At 69.2% G+C, this 22,564-nt stretch carries 15 protein-coding genes; all 15 read left to right on the top strand.

All coding sequences use genetic code 11. The features are described from left to right. The first annotated feature begins 29 nt into the window (after window positions 1-29). On the top strand, window positions 30-2,399 hold the full coding sequence (locus V8246_RS05180; protein WP_336188203.1) for a sodium:solute symporter: 2,370 nt from the start codon (window positions 30-32) through the stop codon (window positions 2,397-2,399). Between the two features lie 70 nt (window positions 2,400-2,469). Next, the gene (locus V8246_RS05175; protein ID WP_336188202.1) at window positions 2,470-3,345 is read left to right on the top strand and encodes a LysR family transcriptional regulator; all 876 of its coding nucleotides are present in this window, start codon (window positions 2,470-2,472) and stop codon (window positions 3,343-3,345) included. Window positions 3,346-3,588: 243 nt separating this feature from the next. After that, the gene (locus V8246_RS05170) at window positions 3,589-5,880 is read left to right on the top strand and encodes a TonB-dependent receptor (protein ID WP_336188201.1); all 2,292 of its coding nucleotides are present in this window, start codon (window positions 3,589-3,591) and stop codon (window positions 5,878-5,880) included. Window positions 5,881-5,969: 89 nt separating this feature from the next. Further along, window positions 5,970-7,184, top strand: a complete 1,215-nt coding sequence (locus V8246_RS05165) for a serine hydrolase domain-containing protein (RefSeq protein WP_336188200.1) — start codon at window positions 5,970-5,972, stop codon at window positions 7,182-7,184. After that, on the top strand, window positions 7,181-8,125 hold the full coding sequence (locus tag V8246_RS05160) for a ribokinase (protein WP_336188199.1): 945 nt from the start codon (window positions 7,181-7,183) through the stop codon (window positions 8,123-8,125). Before V8246_RS05165 ends, V8246_RS05160 begins: the two co-directional genes overlap by 4 nt. Before the next feature lie 21 nt (window positions 8,126-8,146). Continuing rightward, window positions 8,147-10,336 (top strand): SUMF1/EgtB/PvdO family nonheme iron enzyme, encoded by a 2,190-nt coding sequence (locus tag V8246_RS05155; RefSeq protein ID WP_336188198.1) that lies wholly within the window; start codon window positions 8,147-8,149, stop codon window positions 10,334-10,336. Next, on the top strand, window positions 10,333-12,177 hold the full coding sequence (locus V8246_RS05150; RefSeq protein ID WP_336188197.1) for a beta-L-arabinofuranosidase domain-containing protein: 1,845 nt from the start codon (window positions 10,333-10,335) through the stop codon (window positions 12,175-12,177). The genes V8246_RS05155 and V8246_RS05150 overlap by 4 nt, the downstream gene beginning before the upstream one ends. Window positions 12,178-12,299: 122 nt before the next feature. Continuing rightward, entirely contained in the window at window positions 12,300-13,487 is a 1,188-nt protein-coding gene (locus tag V8246_RS05145; RefSeq protein ID WP_336188196.1) for a CoA transferase, read from the top strand. 123 nt (window positions 13,488-13,610) lie between these two features. Next, window positions 13,611-14,333 (top strand): TorF family putative porin, encoded by a 723-nt coding sequence (locus V8246_RS05140; RefSeq protein WP_336188195.1) that lies wholly within the window; start codon window positions 13,611-13,613, stop codon window positions 14,331-14,333. Between the two features lie 120 nt (window positions 14,334-14,453). Continuing rightward, window positions 14,454-16,268: a potassium-transporting ATPase subunit KdpA gene (gene kdpA / locus V8246_RS05135; RefSeq protein WP_336188194.1), complete on the top strand. Its 1,815-nt coding sequence runs from the start codon at window positions 14,454-14,456 to the stop codon at window positions 16,266-16,268. 10 nt (window positions 16,269-16,278) lie between these two features. Then, window positions 16,279-18,345, top strand: coding sequence for a potassium-transporting ATPase subunit KdpB (gene kdpB / locus V8246_RS05130; protein ID WP_336188193.1), 2,067 nt, complete (start codon window positions 16,279-16,281; stop codon window positions 18,343-18,345). Window positions 18,346-18,354: 9 nt separating this feature from the next. Next, window positions 18,355-18,957, top strand: coding sequence for a potassium-transporting ATPase subunit KdpC (gene kdpC / locus V8246_RS05125; RefSeq protein ID WP_336188192.1), 603 nt, complete (start codon window positions 18,355-18,357; stop codon window positions 18,955-18,957). A gap of 6 nt (window positions 18,958-18,963) precedes the next feature. After that, a complete protein-coding gene (locus V8246_RS05120; RefSeq protein ID WP_313220530.1) occupies window positions 18,964-19,119 on the top strand; it encodes a hypothetical protein in 156 nt (51 codons plus the stop codon). A 57-nt stretch (window positions 19,120-19,176) separates the two neighbouring features. Then, a complete protein-coding gene (locus V8246_RS05115) occupies window positions 19,177-21,807 on the top strand; it encodes a sensor histidine kinase KdpD (protein WP_336188191.1) in 2,631 nt (876 codons plus the stop codon). Window positions 21,808-21,815: 8 nt separating this feature from the next. Next, window positions 21,816-22,538, top strand: coding sequence for a response regulator transcription factor (locus tag V8246_RS05110; RefSeq protein WP_336188190.1), 723 nt, complete (start codon window positions 21,816-21,818; stop codon window positions 22,536-22,538). Window positions 22,539-22,564 lie beyond the last annotated feature (26 nt).

Raw genomic sequence — 22,564 nt, 5'->3', positions numbered from 1 at the left:
GGCGCGCGTCGCATGCGGTGTGCCTGCTGATGCTGGTCGTGCTGGCGACGGCATGCAATCCCGCGATCGCCGAGAGCCTGACGCGGCTGACCGCGTCCACATTGCCCGCGCCATCGGAACCGGTGCAGGGCCTGTATACGCTTGACGGCACCCTCCTGGCGGCGGGCGGTGCCGGCGTATCGCGGTGGGACCCCTCAAGCGCGCGCTGGCGTCCGCTGCGGGTGCCGCCCGTGTCCGCGGGCGAGGGCGCGTGGCGCAACGCCGCGCAGGGACGCCTCTATCGACTGCAGCGCACGCGCGACGGTACGGACATGGCCGGCCTGGAGCGCGCATCGCGGACCGGCGATACGCTGGTCTGGCGCGCGCTGCCTCCTTTCCCGCGGCACCTGCGGCACGTGCAGGTCGCCGAAGGCGGAGACACGCTGTATGTGTCCGGCCAGGATGGTGCCGGGCATGTGCTGTTCCTGCGTCGTGCGGTGACCACGGACTCGGCGCCCTGGGAGGTATTGCCGCCTTGGCCCGGCACGGGCGTGCCCGCTTCGCTGGTCGCGCAGCGTGGCGAACTGATGACCACCGTGTCCGGCGCGGTGGCTGATGTCCTGTGGCGGTGGTCGCGCGACGGCGGCTGGCGGATGTTGCCGCCGGTGCCGGGCAAGTTGGTCGCCGACGGCCCCGCGCGCGCGGTGGGCCAGGCGCACGTGCTGTATGCGTTGCAGTCCCGCGACGATCCGGCGGCGGCCCGCCTCGCCACCTTCCACACCATCACCGGCGCGTGGGCCGAGCTGGATCCGCCCGATGGGGGACTGCCCGCTTCGATGACGGCGTGGGGCGACGGTGTGGCCGGCGTGGACGCCCGCACCGGCGCCCTGCGCACGGTGGCGCTGGTCGGCAGCACCTACCTGCTCAAGTGGCTGGACTGGCTGGTCATCGTGGTCTACCTGGCGGCCATGGTCGGCATCGGCCTGTACTTCTACCTGCAGGAGAAGCGGGCCTCCACGGCGGACTTCTTCGTCGGCGGACGCAGCATCCCGTTCTGGGCCGCAGGCGTCAGCCTGTACGCCACCAACACCAGTTCCATCAGTTTCATCGCCATTCCGGCCAAGGCGTTCGAGACCAACTGGCAGTACCTCACCAACAACCTGATCGCGGTGCTCGGCCTGATGTTCGTCGCGGTGTGGATCGTGCCGCTGCTGCGCCGGCTGGACCTGATGTCGGTGTTCTCCTACCTGGAGAAACGCTTCCATCCGGCCATCCGCATGCTGGCCAGCGCGCTGTGCATTGCCATGCAGATCGGTAGCCGGATGAGTGTGATCCTGTTCCTGCCGGCGCTGGCCATCGCCACCATCACCGGCATCGACGTGGTGTGGAGCATCCTCATCATGGGAGTGTTCACCATCCTCTACACCACGCTGGGCGGCATGAAGGCGGTGATCTGGACCGACTTCGTGCAGGTCTTCGTGATGTTCGGCGGCGCGATCTTCGCCATCGGCTTCATCATCTACCACCTCAACGGCGGCGTACCGGAGTTCGTCCAGGTGGCGATGGCCGAGGACAAGACCCGGCTTTTCGATTTCAGCTTCGACCTGACCAAGGCGACCGTCTGGGGGTTCATCTTCCTGGTGCTGTTCGACGTGGTGCTGACGTTCCCGAAGGACCAGGTGCTGATGCAGCGGGTGCTGTCCACCAAGTCCGACAAGGAGGCCGGCCGTTCCATCTGGACCTTCGCGGCCATCATGATTCCCGGCGGGTTCTTCTTCTACGCCATCGGCACCGCGCTGTACGTGTACTACCAGTCGCACCCGGAGCGGATGAATCCGCTGCTGCCGATCGACGCCACGTTCCCGCTGTTCATCGCGGCGGAACTGCCGATGGGCGTCACCGGCCTGATCATCGCCGGCATCTTCGCCGCCGCCATGTCCACGCTGTCCAGCATCATCAACAGCGTGTCGACGCTGGCTTCGGTCGACTTCTACGAGAAGCTGGCCCGCAACCCGACGCCGAAGAAGAGCGTGCTGTTCGCGGAAATCATGGGCGTGCTGGTCGGTCTGGCGGGCATCGGCATCGCGCTGCTGCTGTCGCGCTACGACATCCATTCCCTGTTCGACGTGTCGATCGAGCTGGCGGGCCTGCTGGGCGGCGGCTTCGCCGGCGCGTACACGCTCGGCATGTTCACCCGCCGTGCGAACGCGCAGGGTGTGGCCATCGGCATCGGCGGCAGCATCACGCTGACCCTGCTGGTCTGGTCGATGGACCTGGTGCACCCGTACTTCTACCTGGGCATCTCCATCCTGCTGTGCATCGTCATCGGCTACGCCGCCAGCTGGCTGTTTCCGCCGCCCGCGCAATCGCTGCAGGGCCTGACCATCCATCGCCAGGATGCGGTGGCCGCCTTGGAGTGAGCGCATGGGCCATCGGTCCTGTCGCCGCCACCGGTCGGCTCGTGTAGCCTGAGGGCGACAGGGGAGACGCGTGGATACCCAGTTCCTGAATACCTTCGTGGTGGTGGCCGACCGCGGCTCGATGGCCGCGGCCGCGCGCGTGCTGAACATCACGCCGGCCGCGGTGGCGCAGCAGATCCGTACGCTGGAGCGCGAACTCGGCGCCCCGCTGATCGCGCGCGCCGGCCGTACCGTCAGCCTGACCGAAGAGGGTTCGCGCATCCTGCAGCGCGCCCGCGACCTGCTGCGCGACGTCGCCGACATGCGCAGCGTCGCCAACGACAGCGAAGTCTCCGGCGAACTCCGCCTGGGTGCCTGCCCCACCGCGCTGGCGGGCATGCTGCCGGACATCCTGGCGCGGATGGTGGATGCCTTCCCGCAGATCAACGTCTACATCCGGCCGGGCTACTCGGCCGAGCTCAACCGCGCGGTGGAAACGGGCGAACTGGATGCCGCCGTGGTGCTGCAGGCGCCGTACAACCTGCCCAAGACCTGCGACTGGCAGCTGCTGCGCGAGGAGCCGCTGGTGATGATCGCGCCGGCGCGCCTGGCCGGGCGCGACCCGCACGAACTGCTGCGCACCGAACCCCTGATCCGCTACGACCGCAACCAGTGGGGCGGGCGCGTGGCGGACGACTACCTGCGCCGCGCCGGCATCGTGCCGCGCGAGCGGTTCGAACTGAACGGACTCAACGCCATCGCGGTGATGGTGGACCGTGGGCTGGGCGTATCGCTGGTGCCCGACTGGGCCAAGCCCTGGCCGGAAGGCCTGGACCTGGTGCGCATCCCGCTGCCGCTGCCCAGCGAACCACGCCGGATCGGCATGGTGTGGTCGCGTTCGACCGTGCGCATCCGCCTGGTCACCGTGCTGCTGCAGGAGAGCCGCGCCGCCACCGGCCACGCGTGAGTCTTCGTCGCGGTCGCGATGTTGCAGTGCACGCTACAAAAACTAGCCTGTGAACATATCCGCGGGCGATTCCTCCGCGACGCGCGCTTGCCTAGGCTGTGGCCATCGTCGGGTTCGAGCGTCTGGGAGGAACGCTGGGCACGCCGGCCGTCGTCGCGGCCTTCTCGCACACACATCCTTGTCAACGGAGCGGGCGCCTGGTGCGTGGCCGCACCGTCCACCGAAGCATTCCGAGAATCGATCATGAAACAGGTACCCGCCGCGTTCGGCGTTTTCCTGCTGGCCGCCGCCGTGAGCGCCAGCGTCAAGGCCCAACAGAACACTCCACCGCCGCCGCAGGACGCAGCGAATGAAGAAGAACGGGCGAAGGACGCCGTCGACCTGGACCAGGTGATCGTCACCGGTGTGCGCGCGCCGAAGGCCGTGGACAGGATCCCGGGCGCGGTGTCGCTGGTCAGCAAGGAAGAGATCGCGCATACGCTGCTGGTCACCGAGGATGCCACCGCCGTGCTGGCGCGCACCGTGCCGGGTTATGCGGAGGCTTCGCAGGCCATGAGCAACAGCGGCGAGACGCTGCGCGGCCGCGTGGCGCTGCGCCTGTTCGACGGCGTGCCGCAGGGCTCGCCGCTGCGCGACGGCAGCCGCAACGCGACCTTCACCGACATGGGCATCGTGGGTCGCGTGGAAGTGATCAACGGCCCGTCCGCGTCCGAGGGCATCGGCGCGGCGGGCGGCATCATCAACTACATCTCCGCCGTGCCGACCAAGGAGGGCAGCGAGTTCCGCTTCCTGTCGCGCTACTCCACCCAGTTCAAGGACGACAGCGCCGGCTGGAAGCTGGGCCTGAACTACGCCTACAAGCAGGACAACTACGACCTCATCGCCGGCGTGGCGCAGATCGACCGCGGCATGGGCTACGACGCCGATGGCGTGCGCCTGGGCATGAATACCAGCGGTTCGGTCAACGATTCGGTGGCACGCAATGTCTTCGTCAAGGGTGGCTTCAATTTCGGCGAGGATCTGGAAAAGCGCCTGCAGCTGAGCTACAGCCATTTCAAGATCGAAGGCAACGGCAACTACATCCAGGTCGACGGCTGCCGCTACGAGCCGGGCTGGTGCGAGGACCCGCGCCCGAACACCTCCGAACGCGGCCAGATCTTCGGCAGCAAGGCCGAGTTCAACGACTTCCGCCAGGTCAACCTGCAGTACACCGATGGCGACTTCCTCGGCGGCACGCTGAACCTCAACGCCTACTGGGCCGACCAGGCCATGCGCTATCCGCCGGAGAACGGCAGCGACCGCCAGGATCCGCTGATCCCGCCGAACGGCCCCGACGGCCTGATCTGGGACCAGTCGGAGATCAATTCCGACAAGGTCGGCTTCCGTCCTTCGTGGGTGCGCGGCGAGCTGTTCGGCGTGCCCGGCCTGGAACTGCGCACCGGCGTGGACTGGGTGCGCGACAAGGCGGACCAGCGCCTGGCGTTGACCAACCGGGTGTGGGTACCGCCGATGGAGTACGAAAGCATCGCGCCCTACGCGCAACTGAGCTGGGACATCGGCCCGGTGACGCTGAGCGGCGGCCTGCGCCGTGAAGACGGCGAGCTGAGCGTGGACGACTACACCACCACCTGGTTCCGCGACCGCCGTTTCGTCGAGGGCGGCAAGCTGAGCTACCAGGAGAACCTGGTGAACTTCGGCGCCATCTGGCGCATCACCGACCAGTGGTCCGTGTTCGGCGCCTACGGCGAGGGCTTCGGCCTGCCCAACGTGGGCATTCCGCTGCGCAACATCTCCTGCCCGGACGACCCCAACGACACCAAGCCGGATGGCTGCCCCGGCGATCCGCCGGTCTCGGTCGATTCGACGTTCCGCGAGCTGTCCGCGGTCGTGGTCGACAACCGCGAGGTCGGCGTCAACTGGCGTGGCGATACCACCTCCTTCAGCGCGTCTTACTACGACTCGCGTTCCGACTACGGCACCTCCTTCGCCATAGATCCTGCCACGAACGACTATGTGCTGTTCCGTGCGCCGACCCGGATCAAGGGGTTCGAGTTCTCCGGCGACTGGAACATCAACGAGGCCTGGAAACTCAGTGGCCTGTACTCGCGCATTCGGGGCAAGACCGCGTTCTGGACGGAGGATCCCGCCGGCCGGTTCGGCGCGGGTGGACTCAACAAGCCGATGGGCGCGCTGGACATCAATCCGGACAAGATTGGCCTGTCCGTGCGCTGGAAGTTCAACGAGGCCGGCGATGTCACCCTGGGCTCGACCACGCTGCTTTCCCGCGACCTGTCCGGTAGCGACGTGCGCGAATTCGACAACCGTACCTTCAGCTACGAAGAGCATACGACGGGTTACACGCTGTTCGATCTAGGCATGAACTATCGGGTGGAGAAGTGGGGACGCTTCTCGCTGGGCATCGAGAACCTGACCAACAAGCAGTACATCCTGACCTGGTCGCAGGTGCCGGGGTTCCGCAACTACTGGGCCGGCCGTGGCCGCATGTACTCCTTCACCTACGAGTACACGTTCTGATCCACCATCCGCGGATGCCCGCACTCTCCCACGTTGCATCCACCCGCGCCGTCCCCTCTCCAGGGCGGCGCGGGCTCTGGATGGTCCTGATGCTCTCGCTCGCCGCCTGCGCGACCGCCGCTCCGACCCCGAAGGCGCTGCCGCCTGCGCCGATGGATGCGGTGCTGGCGGATGCCGTGGGCCCTGAGGGCTACCTGGGCACCGTTGCCGTGGTCGCCGAGCGCGGCACCGTGGTGTACCGCGGTGTGTTCGGCCATGCCGACCTGCAAGGCCGGCAGCCGCTGCGCGAAGACGCGATCTTCCGCCTCTATTCGATGAGCAAGCCCGTCACCTCCGTGGCGGCGCTGATGCTGGCGGAGGAGGGCAGGCTGCAGCTCGATGCTCCGGTCGCCACTTACCTGCCGGCATTCGCCGGCCTGCAGCGCGTCGCCGGCGGCAGCGTCGAGGCGCCTGAACTCGTCCCGGTGCAGCACGTGCTCACCGTGCGGCACCTGCTGACCCACACCGCCGGGTTCGCCACCGGTGGCGACGATATCCGTGTGGCCTCGGCCCTGCTGCAAGCCGAGGCGCCGGAAGATGCCACGGACCTGGCCGGCTACGCGCAGCGTGTCGCACGCGCGACGCTGGCGACCGAACCGGGCACGCGCTTCCGCTACGACGGCGTCAACACCGAAGTCCTCGCCCGCGTGGTCGAAGTCGCCAGCGGGCAGCCGTTCGATGTCTTCCTGCGTACACGCATCTTCCGGCCGCTGGGGATGCACGACACCGGATTCGAAGTGCCTCTCGCGCAACGTGGCCGCGTCATGGCGCTGACCACGCGCGATGGCGAAGGTCGGCGCGTGCTGGCCGATACGCCGTCCGCACGCGAACCCGGCATCCGGCTGCGCGCCTACACCAGCGGAGCGGGCGGTCTGTACTCCACCGCCGCCGACTACCTGCGCTTCGCGCGCATGCTCGCGGAAGGGGGCGCGCTCGAGGGCGTCCGCCTGCTGCGCGAGGACACCGTGGCGATGATGATGTCCGACCAGCTGGGCCGCTTCGATCCGCCCGTGCCCGCGTCCGAGCCGGGCGAGGGCTTCGGTCTGGGCGGTTACGTCGTCACGGATCCGGCCGTCGCCACGCGGCCGGGATCGCATGGGCAGTTCGGCTGGTCCGGCGCGGCCTCCACCTATTTCACCATCGATCGGGAGCGGGGCCTGGTGATCCTGTTGATGTCGCAGCACCTGCCCACCGAGGCTGCTCCGGCCCTGCCCAAGCTGGCCGCGCCGTTCTATCGCGCCGTCTATTCGGCGGTGACGCGATGAGCCGCGGGCAGGAAGGCGTGTTGGTGGCGGGATCGGCCAACCTCGACTTCGTCGTTCGCGCCGGCCATGTACCGGCGCCGGGCGAGACCGTACTCGGGCGCGACTTCGCCACGTTCCCGGGCGGCAAGGGCGCCAACCAGGCCGTGGCCAGCGCGCGCGCCGGCGGCGTGCCCACGCGCATGCTGCTGGCCCTGGGCGACGATCCTTACGCCGTGGTGCTGGAAGCCGCGCTGGCCGATGCCGGTGTCGCGCTGCATATCGTGCGCGTGCCGGATGCCGCCAGTGGCACCGCCTTCATCTGCCTGTCCGACGACGCGGAGAACGCGATCACGGTGGCACCCGGCGCCAACACGGGCCTGAGGCCGCACCACCTGCCGTCGTTGCGCGGCATCGCTTATCTGCTGCTGCAACTGGAGACAACCCTGGACAGCGTAGCCAGCTATGCGCGACTGGCCCGCGAGGCCGGCGTGCGCGTGGTGCTGAATGCTGCGCCCGCCACCGCGCTGCCGCCGGGCCTGCTGGACAGCGTCGACGTGCTGGTCGTCAACGAAGGCGAACTGGCCACGCTGGCGGGCGAGGGCGGCGTGGCGGCGCAGGCGGCGCGCCTGCCGGTGCCCTGCGTGGTCGTCACCCTGGGCGCGCGCGGTTGCTTCGCGCGGCGCGGCGCGGAAATCTTCCTGCAGCCGGCGTTTCCCATCGAGGCCGTCGACACCACCGCGGCCGGCGACACCTTCTGTGGCGCGCTGGCGGCGCGGCTGGCCGAGCATGCGGGGCTGGAGGACGCGCTACGCTTCGCCAGTGCGGCGTCCGCGCTGGCCTGCACCCGCCTGGGCGCGCAGGCCAGCATCCCGATGCGCGCAGAGGTCGAGGCCTGGCTGGCCGGGCATGCCGATGAACCCGCGCGGCGGGCCGCCCTGGCGGCCTACTGCGGCCTTTCCTGATCCCGATCAAGATCCTCACTCATGAACACCCCCGTTCCCCCCGGTTCCCACGCAGCGCCCGAGCGCGACGACACGCCGCACGTGGTGAAGACCGAATACAAGTTCTCGCACGTCACCACCCAGCGCTATCTGCCCACGCCGGGCAAGGCGCCGGGCTGGCCGTTCGCCGACATCGGCCAATGGAAGATCGACGCCAACGCCTCGGCCGACGACTGGGTCGCCGAGTTGAAGGACTGGCGACGCGAGCACCTCACCCGCATCGGCTACGACGACGCCAACTACCGCCGGCCGGAACTGCAGTGGGCGCAGCGCAACTTCGTGCATGCACAGGTCATGGTCGAAGACCGCTATCTCTACGATCCCGCCGCCGGCCGCTACACCGTTGATCGCTACCTCGATGATCTGGAAGCGCGCTACGGCGGCCTGGACAGCGTGCTGCTGTGGTGCGTGTACCCCAACATCGGCGTGGACGACCGCAACCAGTTCGACCTGGCCCGCAGCCTGCCGGGCGGGCTGGAGGGCCTTCGCGGCGCGATCGACGATTTCCACCGCCGCGGCGTGCGCGTGTTCCTCACCACCATGCCGTGGGACAACGGCACCCGCGACGAAGGCGAGCCCGACTGGCAGGCCATCGCGAAGATCGTCAAGGCGGTCGGCGCGGACGGCATCAACGGCGACACCTACAACGGCGTGCCGCGCGCGTTCTTCGATGCCTGCGATGCGCTGGGCCATCCCGTGGTGGTGCAGCCCGAGTCCACGATCAGCGCCGAGGAGCACCTGATCTGGAACGTGCAAAGCTGGGGCAAGAAGGCGCCGAACGAAGTCGTGCCGCCGGTGGCGAAGTTCAAGTGGCTGGAACCGCGCCACATGATCAACTACGAGAACCGCTGGGGCCGCGACCGCATCCACGACCTGCAGTACATCTTCTTCAACGGCGTGGGCTACAACGCGTGGGAGAACGTGTGGGGCCTGTGGAACCAGCTGACCCCGCGCGATGCCGAGTCGCTGCGCCGCATCGCCACGATCTACCGCCGGTTTCCTTCGCTGTTTGTCAGCCTGGACTGGCGCCCCTACGAGCGCACGTTACAGGCCGGCATCTTCGCCAGTCGTTTCCCGGGCGAGGGCCGCACGCTGTGGACGCTGGTCAACCGTCACGAGTACGTGATCGGTGGCGAGCAGCTTGCCGTGCCGCATGTCGAGGGCACGCGCTATTTCGACCTGTGGAACGGCACCGTGCTGGAGCCACGCATCCTCGACGGCCGGGCGATCCTGGAGACGACGCTGGAAGGCCGTGGCTTCGGCGCATTGCTGGCGCTGCGCGAAGGCGTGGAGGAAGCCGACCTGGAGGCATTGCTGGCGAAGATGGCGGAGTACGCGGCCACGCCGCTGGCCTCGTTGTCGGCGCACTGGAAAGCCCTGCCGCAGACGCTGCAAGCGATCGCGCCGACCGCGCCGCAGGCCGTTGCGCCCGACGGCATGGTGACGATCCCGGCGGGCGAATTCCTGTTCGCCGTGCAGGGCATCGAGATCGAAGGGCAGGTGTGGGAAGGCGTCGACGTGCAGTTCCCGTGGGAGCCGACCGCGCGCCGCCACCATCGCCACCGCATGCAGGTGGCAGCCTTCCACATCGATCGCCATCCGGTGACGAACGCGCAGTTCAAGGCGTTCGTCGACGCCACCGGGTATGCGCCACGCGATGCGCTGAACTTCCTCCGCGACTGGCGCGACGGTGCGCCGCAGACCGGCTGGGAGAACAAGCCGGTCACCTGGGTGTCGCTGGAGGACGCGCGCGCCTACGCTGCCTGGGCGGGCAAGCGCCTGCCGCATGGATGGGAATGGCAGTATGCCGCGCAGGGGACCGACGGCCGCCTGTATCCCTGGGGCGATACGTGGCGGGAGGATGCCGCGCCACCGGTGTTCCGCGGCCGCACGTTGCCGCCGCCGGCCGATGTGGGCATGCATCCCGCAGGGGCCAGCCCGTTCGGGGTGCAGGATCTTGTCGGCCATGTCTGGCAATGGACGGACGAATTCCACGACGAGCACACGCGTGCGGCCATCGTGCGCGGCGGCAGCGATTACGAGCCGCGCACCTCGCACTGGTATTTCCCGCAGGCCCGGCGGCTGGACCAGCACGGCAAGCTGCTGCTGATGGCGCCGGGCAAGGACCGCTCCGGTCGCATCGGCTTCCGCTGCGTGGTGGATGCCGCATGACGACGGTCGCCGCCACTGCGTCGTCGTCGGTCGTGCTTGGCGGCCTCCTCGGCGCTGCGCTCGACGCCAACCTGCGCGGCCGCCTGTCGCACTTCATCACCGCGCCAGACAGCCCCGCCATCGCGCTGTTCTCGCCGGAACACCGTGCGCGCAACACCGAAGGCGACTGGTACGGCGAGCACGCCGGCAAGTGGCTGTCGGCCGCGGCCCGCGCGTTCGTCCGCAGCGGCGATGCCACGCTGGGCGACCACCTGCGGAAGGTCGCCGATTACCTGCTCTCCGTGCAGGAAGCCGACGGCTACCTGGGCACGTACGCGGAAGCACGCCGCTTCACCCATCCACAACCGCCGAAGCCGCCGAGCTGGGACGGCGCCCCGGCGCTGCGCACGTGGGACATCTGGGTGCATGCCTACCTGATCCTCGGCCTGGTCGAAACCGCGCGCGCATTGCAGGACGTGCGCTACACGCGGGCCGCCGGACGCATCGCCGACCTGTGCGCGCAGGCACTGGCGTCGGGCATCGACATCACCACGCTGGGCAACCACCACGGCATGTCGGCCACCGTGCTGATGGATGCCGCGCTGGAGCTGCATGAGGAGACCGGCGAGCCGCGCTTCCTCGCCCTCGCGCAACGCGTGCTGGAGCAGGCCAACGCGCATCCCGCACTGCGCCTGCTGCCCGCGCTGGAAGCCGGCGCCGACGCCTCCGAGATCGCCACCGGCAAGGCTTATCAACTGCTGTGGAACCTGGTGGCGCTGGTGAAGTTGTGCCGCGTCACCGGCGACGTCGGCCTGCGCGACACGCTGGAGCGCATCTGGCAGAACATCCGCGATCATCATCTGACGCTGGGTGGTGGTCCCTGGGGCGGCGTGGCGCACCGCTCGCGCGAAGTGTTCAACGCGCGTGGCAGCTTCAGTCCGAACGCCTACGTGGAGACGTGCTCGCTGCTGTCGTGGATCCAGTTCAACCGCGAGCTGCTGCGGCTGACCGGTGAGGCGCGCTTTGCCGAAGAGATCGAGCGCACCGCCTACAACGACCTGCTCGGCGCGCAGGCGCCGGATGGCGAGGACTGGTGCTACTACTCGTTCCCGAACGGGCGGCGCGTGCATACCACCTATTGGCGCTGCTGCAAGTCCAGTGGCGCGATGGCGCTCGAGGAACTGCCGGCGCTGGCCTACGCCGTGGAGGGCGAAGCGGTCCGCGTGCAGCTGTACGGCCCCGGCGAAGCCCGGCTGGCGCATCCGCAGGCGGGCACACTGGTGGTGCGCCAGCGTACCGGCTATCCGTTCGACGGCGAGGTGTCGCTGGACGTGCGTCCTGAACACGCAGCGACCTTCGACCTGTCCCTGCGCATCCCGTCCTGGGCCGAAGGCGCCGTGGTATCGGTCAACGGCGAGCCCGTGGATGCCGCGATCGTCCCCGGCCGCTTTCTTGTCCTGCGCCGCCTGTGGCGTTCCGACGACCATGTGCAGCTGGCGTTCCCGCTGCGGCCGGTGCTGCACCGGCAGGTGTTGCGCAACGTGCAGGAATCGCGCGCGCCGGACGGTTCGGAGGTCCAGCAGCAGGTACTGGACCTGCACTACGTCGGCCTCACGCGTGGCCCGCTGGCCTATGCCACCGGCCTGATCGACGGCTTCAAGACCGACGAGACCATCCGTCTGCCGGACGGTCCGCAGGACGACTGGCTGCAGGTGCTGCCGGTGACCGACGATGAAGAGGGCCCGGCCATCTCGCTGCAGCCCGCCAGCCGGCCCCCGCTGATGTTCTGGCCGTACTACCGCGCAGGTGGGCGGCATGATGGCGCGTGGCGCCTGACCTGGCTGTCGCTGCCGCCGGCATGACCGCCCGCGCGCTCGCAAGAATTTGTGGCAGCAGAAGTTACGGCCGCGGGCTGTATCGCGCCCGCCACGTGGCACAGACTGGCCACCGCCCTTGCGGCGACGGCTGAAGGAGCCTCTTTCCCATGGACAATCCGTCTCCCTTCCGTTCCCGTCTGCGCACCGGCCCTGCCGGTCCGCTGACCGGGGTCAAGGTGCTGGACCTGAGCGCCTACATCGCCGGGCCGTACGGCTGCACGCTGCTGGCCGACCAGGGCGCCGACGTCATCAAGGTCGAGCCGCCCGATGGCGACAACCTGCGCCAGTACCCGTCCACGCTGGAGCGCGAGAGCCGGGCGTTCCTGGGCGTGAACCGCAGCAAGCAGGGCATCGCGCTGGATCTCAAGCAGCCGGCCGATCATGCGGCGCTGCTGCGTCTGGTGCGCGAGGCCGACGTGCTGGTGCACAACTTCCGTCCCAGCGTGCCGAAGCGGCTGGGCATCGACTTCGACCGCCTGTCGATGATCAATCCGCGCCTGATCTACTGCGCGGTGACCGGCTACGGCGAAACCGGGCCGATGAAGGACAAGGCCGGTTACGATCAGGTGCTGCAGGCCATGACCGGCATGTGCACACTGCAGGGCAAGCGTGGCGGCGCGCCGGAAATCATCTATGGCTCGGTGGTGGACTACTACGCCGCCGCGCTGCTGGCCGCAGGCGTGTCCTCGGCGCTGTACGAACGCGAGCGCAGCGGGTGCGGGCAGTTCGTGGGCATCTCGCTGCTGCGCAGCGCGCTGACCATGCAGTCGGCGCGGATGATCTGGGCCGAGGGCGAGGCGCTCGACATCGGCCGCGACATGCGTTCCGGTGGCGTCACCGGCATCCATCCGGCGCGCGAGGGCTACCTGTACCTGTCCGCCAACACGCCGCGCTTCTGGAAGGCGCTGTGCCGCCTGACCGGCCTGGATGTGCTGGCCGACGATCCGCGCTACGACAGCGTGCGCAAGCGGGCCGAGCGTGCGGCCGAAATCGTGCCCCAACTGCACGCCGCGCTGCAGGCCCGCACGGCCATGGAGTGGGAAACCCACTTCGGCGACGAGGTGCCCTGCGCGGCCGCGCGACGCGTCGAGGACATGTTCGAGCATCCGCAGGTGCTGGCCGAGGACATGGTGGCGGAGATCGCGCATCCCGTGGTCGGCAGTTACCGCGGCGTCACCCGGCCGATCGCCTTCGGGCGCACCCCCGGGCCGGTGCCGTTCGCGGCGCCCACGTTCGATCAGGATGCCGAGCACGTACTGGGCACGCCGTCACCGCAGGCGCGCACGGCCGGCTGACGCGGGGCGCGCGGCGGCTTTACGCCGAATTTACGGCGGTGCGCGGGAAGCGCATGGCGGCTTTACGCGGTGCAGGACCAGACTTTCGCGGTCGGCGGAACGTCTTCCGCCTGGATCGCACGCATGTCTTTCATTTCCTCGGCTTCACGCAGGCGCGTGCCTGCATTCGTCGTTTCTTCCCTCGCCGCCGGTCTGCTGGTGGCCGCCGCCTCATCCGCCACGGCGGCCACCTTCACCGGTTCCGGCGCCATCACCACCGACTACGTCTGGCGCGGCACCACGCAGACGCAGGGCGATCCCGCGGTGCAGGCGGGCTTCAAGGCCACGGCCGACAACGGTCTGTACGGCGCGATCTGGGGCTCGAACGTCGAGTTCGCCCCGGAAGCGAAGGCCAGCAGTGAGATCGACGTCACCGTCGGCTGGGGCGGTGCGCTGTCCGAGGACTGGGCGCTCGACGTCAACCTGACCCACTACCGGTATCCGTCCACGACGGTCGACCTCAACTGGACCGAGGCCATCGGCACGCTGACCTGGAAGCAGAACTACTGGGCACAGCTGGGCTACTCCACCGAAGCGCTCGCCACCGACGAAGCGGGTGCCTACGCGCAGCTGGGCGCCAAGCTGCCGCTGAGCGGCCAGGTCCGCCTGGAAGCCGCCGCCGGTTACTACTGGCTGGACGACGCCTACGACGACCGCTACGCACATGCACAGCTGGGCGCCGTGTGGGCGTTCAAGGCGCCGTTCGAGCTACGCGTTACTGCGCACGCCACCGACAGCAGCGCGAAGACGCTGTTCCCGGCCCTGGCCGGCTCGCGCGTCGAAGCGGCGCTGCAAGCGTCGTTCTGACGGCGGCCGTGCTCGCGTCCTTTCTCTGCATGTTGCTGGCGCTGGCGGGCTTGCTCGCCGGCGCCGGCCTTCTGTTCCTGCTGATCACGCGGCGCGCACGCACGCCGATGGATGACTCCCATGACTGAATTCCTCCTTGTTTTCGCGCTTGCGATCGCACTGGGCTGGCCTTTGGGCCGCTACCTGGCCGCGGTGATGCGCGGTGCCCCGATGCGGGGCGACCGGCTGTTCGGCCTGATCGAACGCCCCGTCTACGCGCTGCTCGGCGTCGATCCTTCGCGCGGCATGGGCTGGAAGGGCTACGCCAAGGCCTTCCTGCTCAGCAACCTGGTGCTGGGCGTGATCGTATGGGTCGTCCTGATGACCCAGGCCTGGCTGCCGCTCAATCCCAACGACATCCCCAACATGCGCTGGGACCTGGCGCTGCACACGATGGTGTCGTTCCTCACCAACACCAACCAGCAGCACTACTCCGGGCAAGCGCAGCTGTCATACCTGGCACACGCCAGTGCGATCGTCGGCCTGCAGGTGGTCACGCCGATGATGGGCCTGGCGCTGGTGGCGGCGACGCTGCGTGGGCTGTTCGGTGGGCGAGCGGGCGCAAGCTCGTCCGATGCCCTGTCGGCATCGGACGCGACCGTGAGCGCCCGGCCAGGGATGGCCGGGCAGGACGCTCCGGAACACGCACTGTCTCGCCACGGACGGCAGTCGCGCGACATGCCGAAGCAGGGCCGCGGCGACGCCGATGTCGGCAACTACTGGGCCGACGTGATCCGTCCTGCTGTGCGCTTCCTGCTGCCGCTGTGCCTGGTCTGGTCGCTGGCGCTGACCAGCCAGGGCGTGCCGGCCACGCTGCAGGGAGGTCCGGTGGCGACGCCGATCGATGCTTCGGCGCAGATGGCGGAGCAGAAGATCCCGCTGGGTCCGGTCGCGCCGATGGTGGCCATCAAGCAGCTGGGCACCAATGGCGGCGGCTGGTATGGCCCGAACAGCGCCGTACCGCTGGAGAACCCCACGCCATTCTCCAACCTGCTGGAAACGCTGGCCCTGATCCTGATCCCCGTCAGCATCGCCTTCATGGTGGGCCGCTTCACCGGGCGCAGGAAATTCACCGCCCTGGTGTTCGGCACCATGCTGACGATGTCGCTGGTCTCCGCCGGCACGGCCGTGTGGTCCGAAAGCCTGTCCGGCACGTCCAGCGACATCGCGCGGATGGAGGGCAAGGAAGTGCGATTCGGCGCCGCGCCGTCCGCGCTGTGGGCGGCCTTCACGACGCAGACGTCGAACGGCTCGGTCAATGCGATGCACGACTCGCTGGCGCCGCTGACGGGCCTGGTGACGATCGGCAACATGCTGGTGAACGCGATCTGGGGCGGCATCGGCTGCGGCCTGCAGCAGTTCCTGGTCTATCTGCTGCTCAGCGTATTCCTCGCCGGCCTGATGATCGGCCGCACGCCGGAACTGTTCGGGCGCAAGATCGAGGCGCATGAGGTGAAGCTGCTCGCCGCACTGGTGCTGCTGCAGCCGCTGGCGCTGCTGGCCTTCACCGCCATCACGCTGGCGGTGCCGTCGATCACCGGCAACTCGAACCCCGGCTTCCACGGCATCAGCCAGGTGTTCTACGAGTACGTCTCGGCGTTCGCCAACAACGGTTCCGGCTTCGAAGGCCTGGGCGACGCGACGTACTGGTGGAACCTCAGCGCCTCGCTGATGCTGGCGCTGGGTCGTTACCCTGCACTGATCATCCCGCTGGCCATCGCCGGTTCGCTGGCGCGCAAGCGCGCCACCCCCGAAGGCCCCGGCACCCTCCAGGTGGAAACCCCGACCTTCGCGCTCACCCTGGTCGCCGTGGTCGTCATCCTGACCCTGCTGCAGTTCATGCCCGTGCTGGTCCTCGGCCCCGTCGCCGACCACCTGGCCCTGAGCGCGCTCTGAGAACACCGACATGACCCATTCCACATCTTCCGCACGCCACGCCGGCCGGGCGCCGGCCCTGCTCGACAGCGCGGGCTTCCGCGCCGCCGTGATCGGTTCCTTCACCAAGCTGGCCCCGCAGCACGCCTTCCAGAACCCGGTCATGGCCGTGGTCTGGCTGGGCACGCTGCTGACCGCCGGCCTCACCCTGGCCGGCACCACCACGCCGGGCATCGGCGGGTCGGTGACCGCGCTGCTGTTCGTCACCGTACTGTTCGCCAACTTCGCCGAAGCCGTCGCCGAAGCGCGCGGCCGCGGCCAGGCGGCGTCGCTGCGCCGCGCCCGCAAGGACCTCGTCGCGCGGCGCATCGACACGCCGCTGGGCGGCGCCGAACGCCGACTGCCGGCTGCCGAACTGAAGCCGGGCGACTACGTCATCGTCTCCGCGGGCGAGCAGATCCCGGCCGATGGCGAAATCGTCAAGGGCCTGGCCACGATCAACGAATCCGCCGTCACCGGCGAATCCGCCCCCGTGCTGCGCGAAGCCGGCACCGACCGCAGTGGCGTGATCGGCGGCACCAAGGTGCTGTCCGACGAGATCGTGGTGAAGATCACCGCCGAGCCCGGGCACAGTTTCCTGGATCGGATGATCTCGCTGGTCGAAGGCGCCAACCGGCAGAAGACGCCGAACGAGATCGCCCTGGGCCTGCTGCTGCTGACGATGACGCTGACGTTCCTGATCGTCGTCGTCACGCTGCCCTTCATTGCCGGCTTCGTCGGCGCCAGGCTCGATCCGCTGCTGCTGGTCGCGCTGCTGGTCTGCTTGATCCCCACCACCATCGGTGGCCTGCTGCCCGCCATCGGCATCGCCGGCATGAACCGTGCGCTGGCCGCCAACGTGCTGGCCAAGTCGGGCAAGGCGGTCGAAGTCGCGGGCGACGTCGATGTACTGCTGCTCGACAAGACCGGCACCATCACCCACGGCGACCGCCAGGCCACGCTGTTCCATCCGCTGGCCGGCATCGACCGCGAGCAGCTGCGCGACGCCGCCATGCTGTCCTCGCTGGCCGACCCCACGCCGGAAGGCAAGTCGATCGTGAAGCTGGCGCGCGAGCAGGGCGCCACACTCGTGGAACCGGCGCACGCGAACTTCGTCGCTTTCACCGCGCAGACCCGCATGTCCGGCGTGGACCTGGCGGGTGACGGCCCCGGCCGCGCACGCCGCATCCGCAAGGGCGCAGCCGACGCCATCCTCAAGCACGTGCAGGCCCATGGTGGCGCTGCCCCGGCCGAACTCGCCGCACGTGTCGAGCAGGTCGCCCGCAACGGCGCCACGCCGCTTGTCGTCAGCGACGGCAGCCACGTGCTCGGCGTGGTCGAACTGTCCGACGTGGTCAAGCACGGCATCAAGGAGAAGTTCGCCCACATGCGCGCCATGGGCATCCGCACGGTGATGATCACCGGCGACAACCCGTTGACCGCCGCCGCGATCGCCGCCGAAGCCGGCGTGGACGATTACATCGCCGAGGCGCGCCCCGAGGACAAGCTGGCGCGCATCCGCCAGGAACAGGCCGGTGGCCGCCTGGTCGCCATGGTCGGCGACGGCACCAACGACGCGCCCGCGCTGGCGCAGGCCGACGTCGGCCTGGCGATGAACTCCGGCACGCAGGCGGCGAAGGAGGCCGGCAACATGGTCGACCTCGATTCCGACCCGGCCAAGTTGCTGGAAGTCGTCGAAGTCGGCAAGCAGCAGCTGATCACGCGCGGCGCGCTGACCACGTTCTCGCTGGCCAACGATGTGTCGAAGTACTTCGCCATCCTGCCGGCGCTGTTCGCCGGGGCGATCCCGTCGATGGCCGCGTTGAACGTCATGCAGCTGTCCAGCCCGACCAATGCCGTGCTGGCGGCGCTGATCTTCAACGCCCTCATCATCCCGCTGCTGATCCCGCTGGCGCTGCGCGGCGTGCGCTTCCGACCGTCCGGCGCCACCGTGCTGCTGCGCCGGAACATGCTGGTCTACGGTGTGGGCGGCGTGCTGCTGCCGTTCGCCGCGATCAAGCTCATCGACCTGTTGCTGGCTGCCGTCATCGGCGCCTGAGGACTTCCCATGACAATATCTTCCCCTTCTTCCACCGCCGCCGCGCCGGTCTGGCGCCCGGCTCTCGCGCTGGCGGGCGTGTCGCTGCTCGGGTTCGGTCTGCTGTACTCGCTGGCCGGCGTCGGCCTGGGTTCGGTGCTGTTCCCGCACCAGGCCGGCGGCAGCCTGATCGAGCGCGACGGCAAGGTCATCGGCTCCTCGCTGGTCGCCCAGCCGTTCGCCGACGACCGCTATTTCCAGTCTCGCCCGTCCGCAGCCCGCTACGATGTGATGGCACTGGCCGGCAGCAACCAGGCCCGTACCAACCCCGACCTGCGCAGTCGCATCGATGAAGCGCGGGCCGCGGTCGCTGCACGCGAGGGCGTGGCGCCCGACGCCGTGCCCAGCGACCTGGTGACCCAGTCCGGCGGGGGCATCGACCCGCATCTCTCCCCAGCCGCCGTGCGGATCCAGATCGCCCGTGTCGCCCGCGCGCGCGGGCTGCAGGTGGACGAGGTCGAGCGCCTGGTCGCCGAGCACACCGCGGCGCCTCAGTTCGGCCTGCTCGGCGCGCCGCGTGTCAACGTGCTGGAACTCAACCTGGCCCTGGATGGGACCGGAAAGCCGGAGTAATGCACCATGGACCACGACCGATGTCCCAAGGGCCTGGCCGGCCATAAACGACGCCTCGGCGCCTGGCGCCGCGAGGTGGCGTTCCGGACCGTTCTCTTGATGGTCGCCATCGGCTATGCCGCGGCGATCGTGGCGCTGGCTCACCATGTGCCACTGCGCTGACCGCATACCGGATGCGGCGCGCGGTGGACGCTTGACGACAACAGGCAGAATAGGCCCATGACCGACGCCCGCGAACGCCAGGCCGATGCCCTGATCGACCACCTGCAGCGGGAACAGGGCGGGCGGCTGACGATCTTCCTCGGTGCCGCGCCGGGCGTGGGCAAGACCTACACCATGCTCTCGCGTGCCCGCGAATTGCGTCGCCAGGGCCGCGACGTGGTGGTGGGCATCGTGGAAACGCACGGCCGGGGCGAGACCGCCGCCCTGACCGAGGGACTGGAGATCCTGCCGCGCAGGCGCATCGCCTACCAGGGCCGCTGGCTGGAGGAAATGGACCTGGATGCGCTGCTCGCCCGCCGCCCGCAGATCGCGCTGGTGGACGAGCTGGCCCACCGCAATGCGCCCGGCAGTCGTCACGAGCGGCGCTGGCAGGACGTGATCGAACTGCTGGACGCCGGCATCGACGTCCACACCACCATCAACATCCAGCACCTGGAGAGCCTCAACGACGTCGTACACCGCATCACCGGCGTGCGCGTCAGCGAGACCGTGCCGGATGCCGTGTTCGACCGCCTGCGCGACATCGTGCTGGTGGACTTGCCGCCGCGTGAGCTGATCGAGCGGCTGCACCAGGGCAAGGTCTACCTGCCGGAACAGGCATCGCAGGCGCTGCAGGCGTTCTTCTCGCCGTCCAACCTGATCGCGTTGCGCGAGTTGGCCATGCAGACCGCGGCCGACCGCGTCGACGCCGACCTGCGCGAGGACCAGGCGGCGCGCGGACTGCCAGGCATGCCGCTGCGCCGGCGCGTGCTGGTGGCGATCGACGGTCTAGGCCAGTCCGAGTACCTGGTGCGCGCGGCACGCCGCATCGCCGAGCGTCGCGACGCACCGTGGAGCGTGGTGACGGTCCAGGTGTCCGATACGGTGGACGAGGTACGCCAGCGCGAAATCGACCAGGCGTTCGCGCTCGCGCGCCGGCTGGGCGCGGAGACCGACGTGCTGCGCGGCACGCGTATCGCCGACGCACTGCTCGACCACGCCACCCAGAACGGCGCCTCCACGCTGGTGCTGGGGCGCACGCGCGAGCGGCCCGTGGCGCGCATGTTCAACCGCACCCTGACCCAGCAACTGCTGCAGCGTGGCGCGCACTACGAACTGGTCATCATCAGCACGCCGGAGGCCCGGGCCCGCGCGCGCCGCGGAGGCCTGCGGCCCTGGGACCTGTTGGGCCGGCACGATCTGGCCTTCGCCTTGATGGCGTCGATGCTGGCGGTCGGCGTGGCGGCGGTCGCGGAGCGCTGGGTCGGCCTGGACGATCTGTCGATGGTGTTCATCGTCGCGGTGGTGCTGGTGGCGGCGCGCACGCGCATGACGGCGGCGGTGGTGGCCGCGCTTCTGAGCTTCCTGGCGTACAACTTCTTCTTCATCGAGCCGCGCTTCACTTTCAACATCGGCGCGCGGCAGGGCGTGACCACGGTGTTCCTGTTCCTGGTGGCGGCGCTGGTCGCCGGGCGCCTGGCCTCGCGCCTGCGCATGCAGGTGGTGGCGTTGCGCGCGGCCAATGCGCAGGCCACTGCGTTGCAAGCGCTGGGCCGCGACCTGGCCGGTGCAGCGGATCTGGGGCAGGTGTTGGCAGCGGGTCGCAAGGCGCTGGCGCGCGCGTTGTCGGCCGAGGCGTGGCTGCGGGTGCAGGGGCGGGAGGAACCGGACGGCGTCGCGTTGAGCGAGATCGATCGCGCCGCCGCCGACTGGGCGCAGCAGCATGGCCAGCCTACCGGGCGCCATACCGACACGCTGGCTGGCGCGGGGCGCTGGTTCCTGCCGCTGCGCGGCGATCGCGGCAGCCTGGGCGTGCTGGGACTGCGCTTCGACGACGAGGCGCGCCTTCTGCCGGAACAGCGCCGCCTGGCCGAGGCGATGGCCGAGGACATTGCGCAGGCGGTCGTGCGCACGCGCCTGGTGGCCGAACTGGAAGACGCGCGCGTCGGTGGCGAGACCGAACGCCTGCGTTCGGCGCTGCTGTCGTCGGTCTCGCACGACCTGCGTTCGCCCTTGGCCTCGATGATCGGCTCGGCCAGCAGCCTGGCCAGTTATTGGGACGCGATGGGCGGAGACGACCGGCGCGCTCTGCTGGAGACCATCCAGCAGGAAGGCGAGCGGCTGGACCGCTACATCCAGAACCTGCTCGACATGACGCGACTCGGCCATAGCGGGTTGACGCTCAACCGCGACTGGATCGGCGTGGACGAACTGCTGGGCTCGGCGGTGCAGCGCCTGCAGCGCTACCAGCCGGAGGTGCGCGTGCAGACCACGGTGGCGCCGGACCTGCCGGCGATCTGGGTGCATCCGGCGCTGATCGAGCAGGCGGTGTTCAACGTGCTGGAGAACGCCGCCAAGTTCTCGCCGCCGGATGAACCGGTGCGGATCGATGCGAAGCTCATCGACGGCGTGCTGCGCATCGACGTGAGCGACCGTGGGCCAGGCATTCCGGAAGACGAACGCGCGCGCATCTTCGACATGTTCTACAGCGTGGAGCGCGGCGACCGCGGTCGTCAGGGCACCGGCCTGGGGCTCGCGATCTGCCAGGGCATGGTGGGCGCACACGGCGGCAGCGTGCAGGCGTTGCCGGGGCCCGATGGTCGCGGCACGGTGATCCGGATTACCCTGCCGTTGCTCACCCCCGCCTAGGAACCGGCTTGACGTACACCGCGCCACCGCCCGCATCCGCACCGCCGCCCCGCATCCTGGTGATCGACGACGAGCCGCAGATCCGGCGCTTCCTCGACATCAGCCTGCGTGCGCAGGGTTACGTGGTGGCGACGGCCGAAAGCGGGCGCGCCGGCCTGGCCGAGCTGGCGGCGCACGGCGCCGACCTGGTCGTTCTCGACATCGGCCTGCCGGACCTCGACGGCCACGAGGTGCTGGGCGAGTTGCGCCAGTGGTCGCAGGTGCCGGTCATCATGCTGACGGTGCGCGATGGCGAAGCCGAGAAGGTCGCCGCACTCGACGGTGGCGCCAACGACTACGTCACCAAGCCTTTCGGCGTGCAGGAACTGATGGCGCGCATCCGCGGCCTGCTGCGCGCGCGCATCGTCCCGGCGGATACGGCGATGCCGCTGTTCGACGACGGCCACCTGCACGTCGACCTCGGCCGCCGCGAAGTGACGCTGGACGGCGAGCCGGTGGCGCTGAGTCGCAAGGAGTTCGCCCTGCTCGCGCTGCTGCTGCAGCACGCCGGCCGCGTGGTCACCCAACCGCAACTGCTGCGCGAACTCTGGGGTCCGGACCATCAGGACGACACGCATTACCTCCGCATCCTGGTGGGCAAGTTGCGCCAGAAGCTGGGTGATGACGCGACGGCGCCAAGGTATATCGCGACGGAGCCGGGGGTGGGATTGAGGTTTGTTGTGCGGGAGTGAGCGTGGATCACGTTGCAATGGCGGCG

The organism is Pseudoxanthomonas sp. F11 (genome assembly GCF_037046485.1).
GTDB lineage: Bacteria > Pseudomonadota > Gammaproteobacteria > Xanthomonadales > Xanthomonadaceae > Pseudoxanthomonas_A.
Note: the sequence above shows the minus strand (reverse complement) of the source record. Positions and strands in the feature narration are given on the sequence as shown.

Coding starts and splice junctions, on each gene's coding strand:
- V8246_RS05160 (WP_336188199.1), top strand. CDS start 7,181: ATGAGCCGCGGGCAGGAAGGCGTGTTGGTGGCGGGATCGGCCAACCTC.
- V8246_RS05120 (WP_313220530.1), top strand. CDS start 18,964: ATGGACCACGACCGATGTCCCAAGGGCCTGGCCGGCCATAAACGACGC.
- kdpC (WP_336188192.1), top strand. CDS start 18,355: ATGACAATATCTTCCCCTTCTTCCACCGCCGCCGCGCCGGTCTGGCGC.
- kdpA (WP_336188194.1), top strand. CDS start 14,454: ATGACTGAATTCCTCCTTGTTTTCGCGCTTGCGATCGCACTGGGCTGG.
- V8246_RS05165 (WP_336188200.1), top strand. CDS start 5,970: ATGCTCTCGCTCGCCGCCTGCGCGACCGCCGCTCCGACCCCGAAGGCG.
- V8246_RS05150 (WP_336188197.1), top strand. CDS start 10,333: ATGACGACGGTCGCCGCCACTGCGTCGTCGTCGGTCGTGCTTGGCGGC.
- V8246_RS05115 (WP_336188191.1), top strand. CDS start 19,177: ATGACCGACGCCCGCGAACGCCAGGCCGATGCCCTGATCGACCACCTG.
- V8246_RS05140 (WP_336188195.1), top strand. CDS start 13,611: ATGTCTTTCATTTCCTCGGCTTCACGCAGGCGCGTGCCTGCATTCGTC.
- V8246_RS05155 (WP_336188198.1), top strand. CDS start 8,147: ATGAACACCCCCGTTCCCCCCGGTTCCCACGCAGCGCCCGAGCGCGAC.
- V8246_RS05145 (WP_336188196.1), top strand. CDS start 12,300: ATGGACAATCCGTCTCCCTTCCGTTCCCGTCTGCGCACCGGCCCTGCC.
- V8246_RS05170 (WP_336188201.1), top strand. CDS start 3,589: ATGAAACAGGTACCCGCCGCGTTCGGCGTTTTCCTGCTGGCCGCCGCC.
- kdpB (WP_336188193.1), top strand. CDS start 16,279: ATGACCCATTCCACATCTTCCGCACGCCACGCCGGCCGGGCGCCGGCC.
- V8246_RS05180 (WP_336188203.1), top strand. CDS start 30: ATGCTGGTCGTGCTGGCGACGGCATGCAATCCCGCGATCGCCGAGAGC.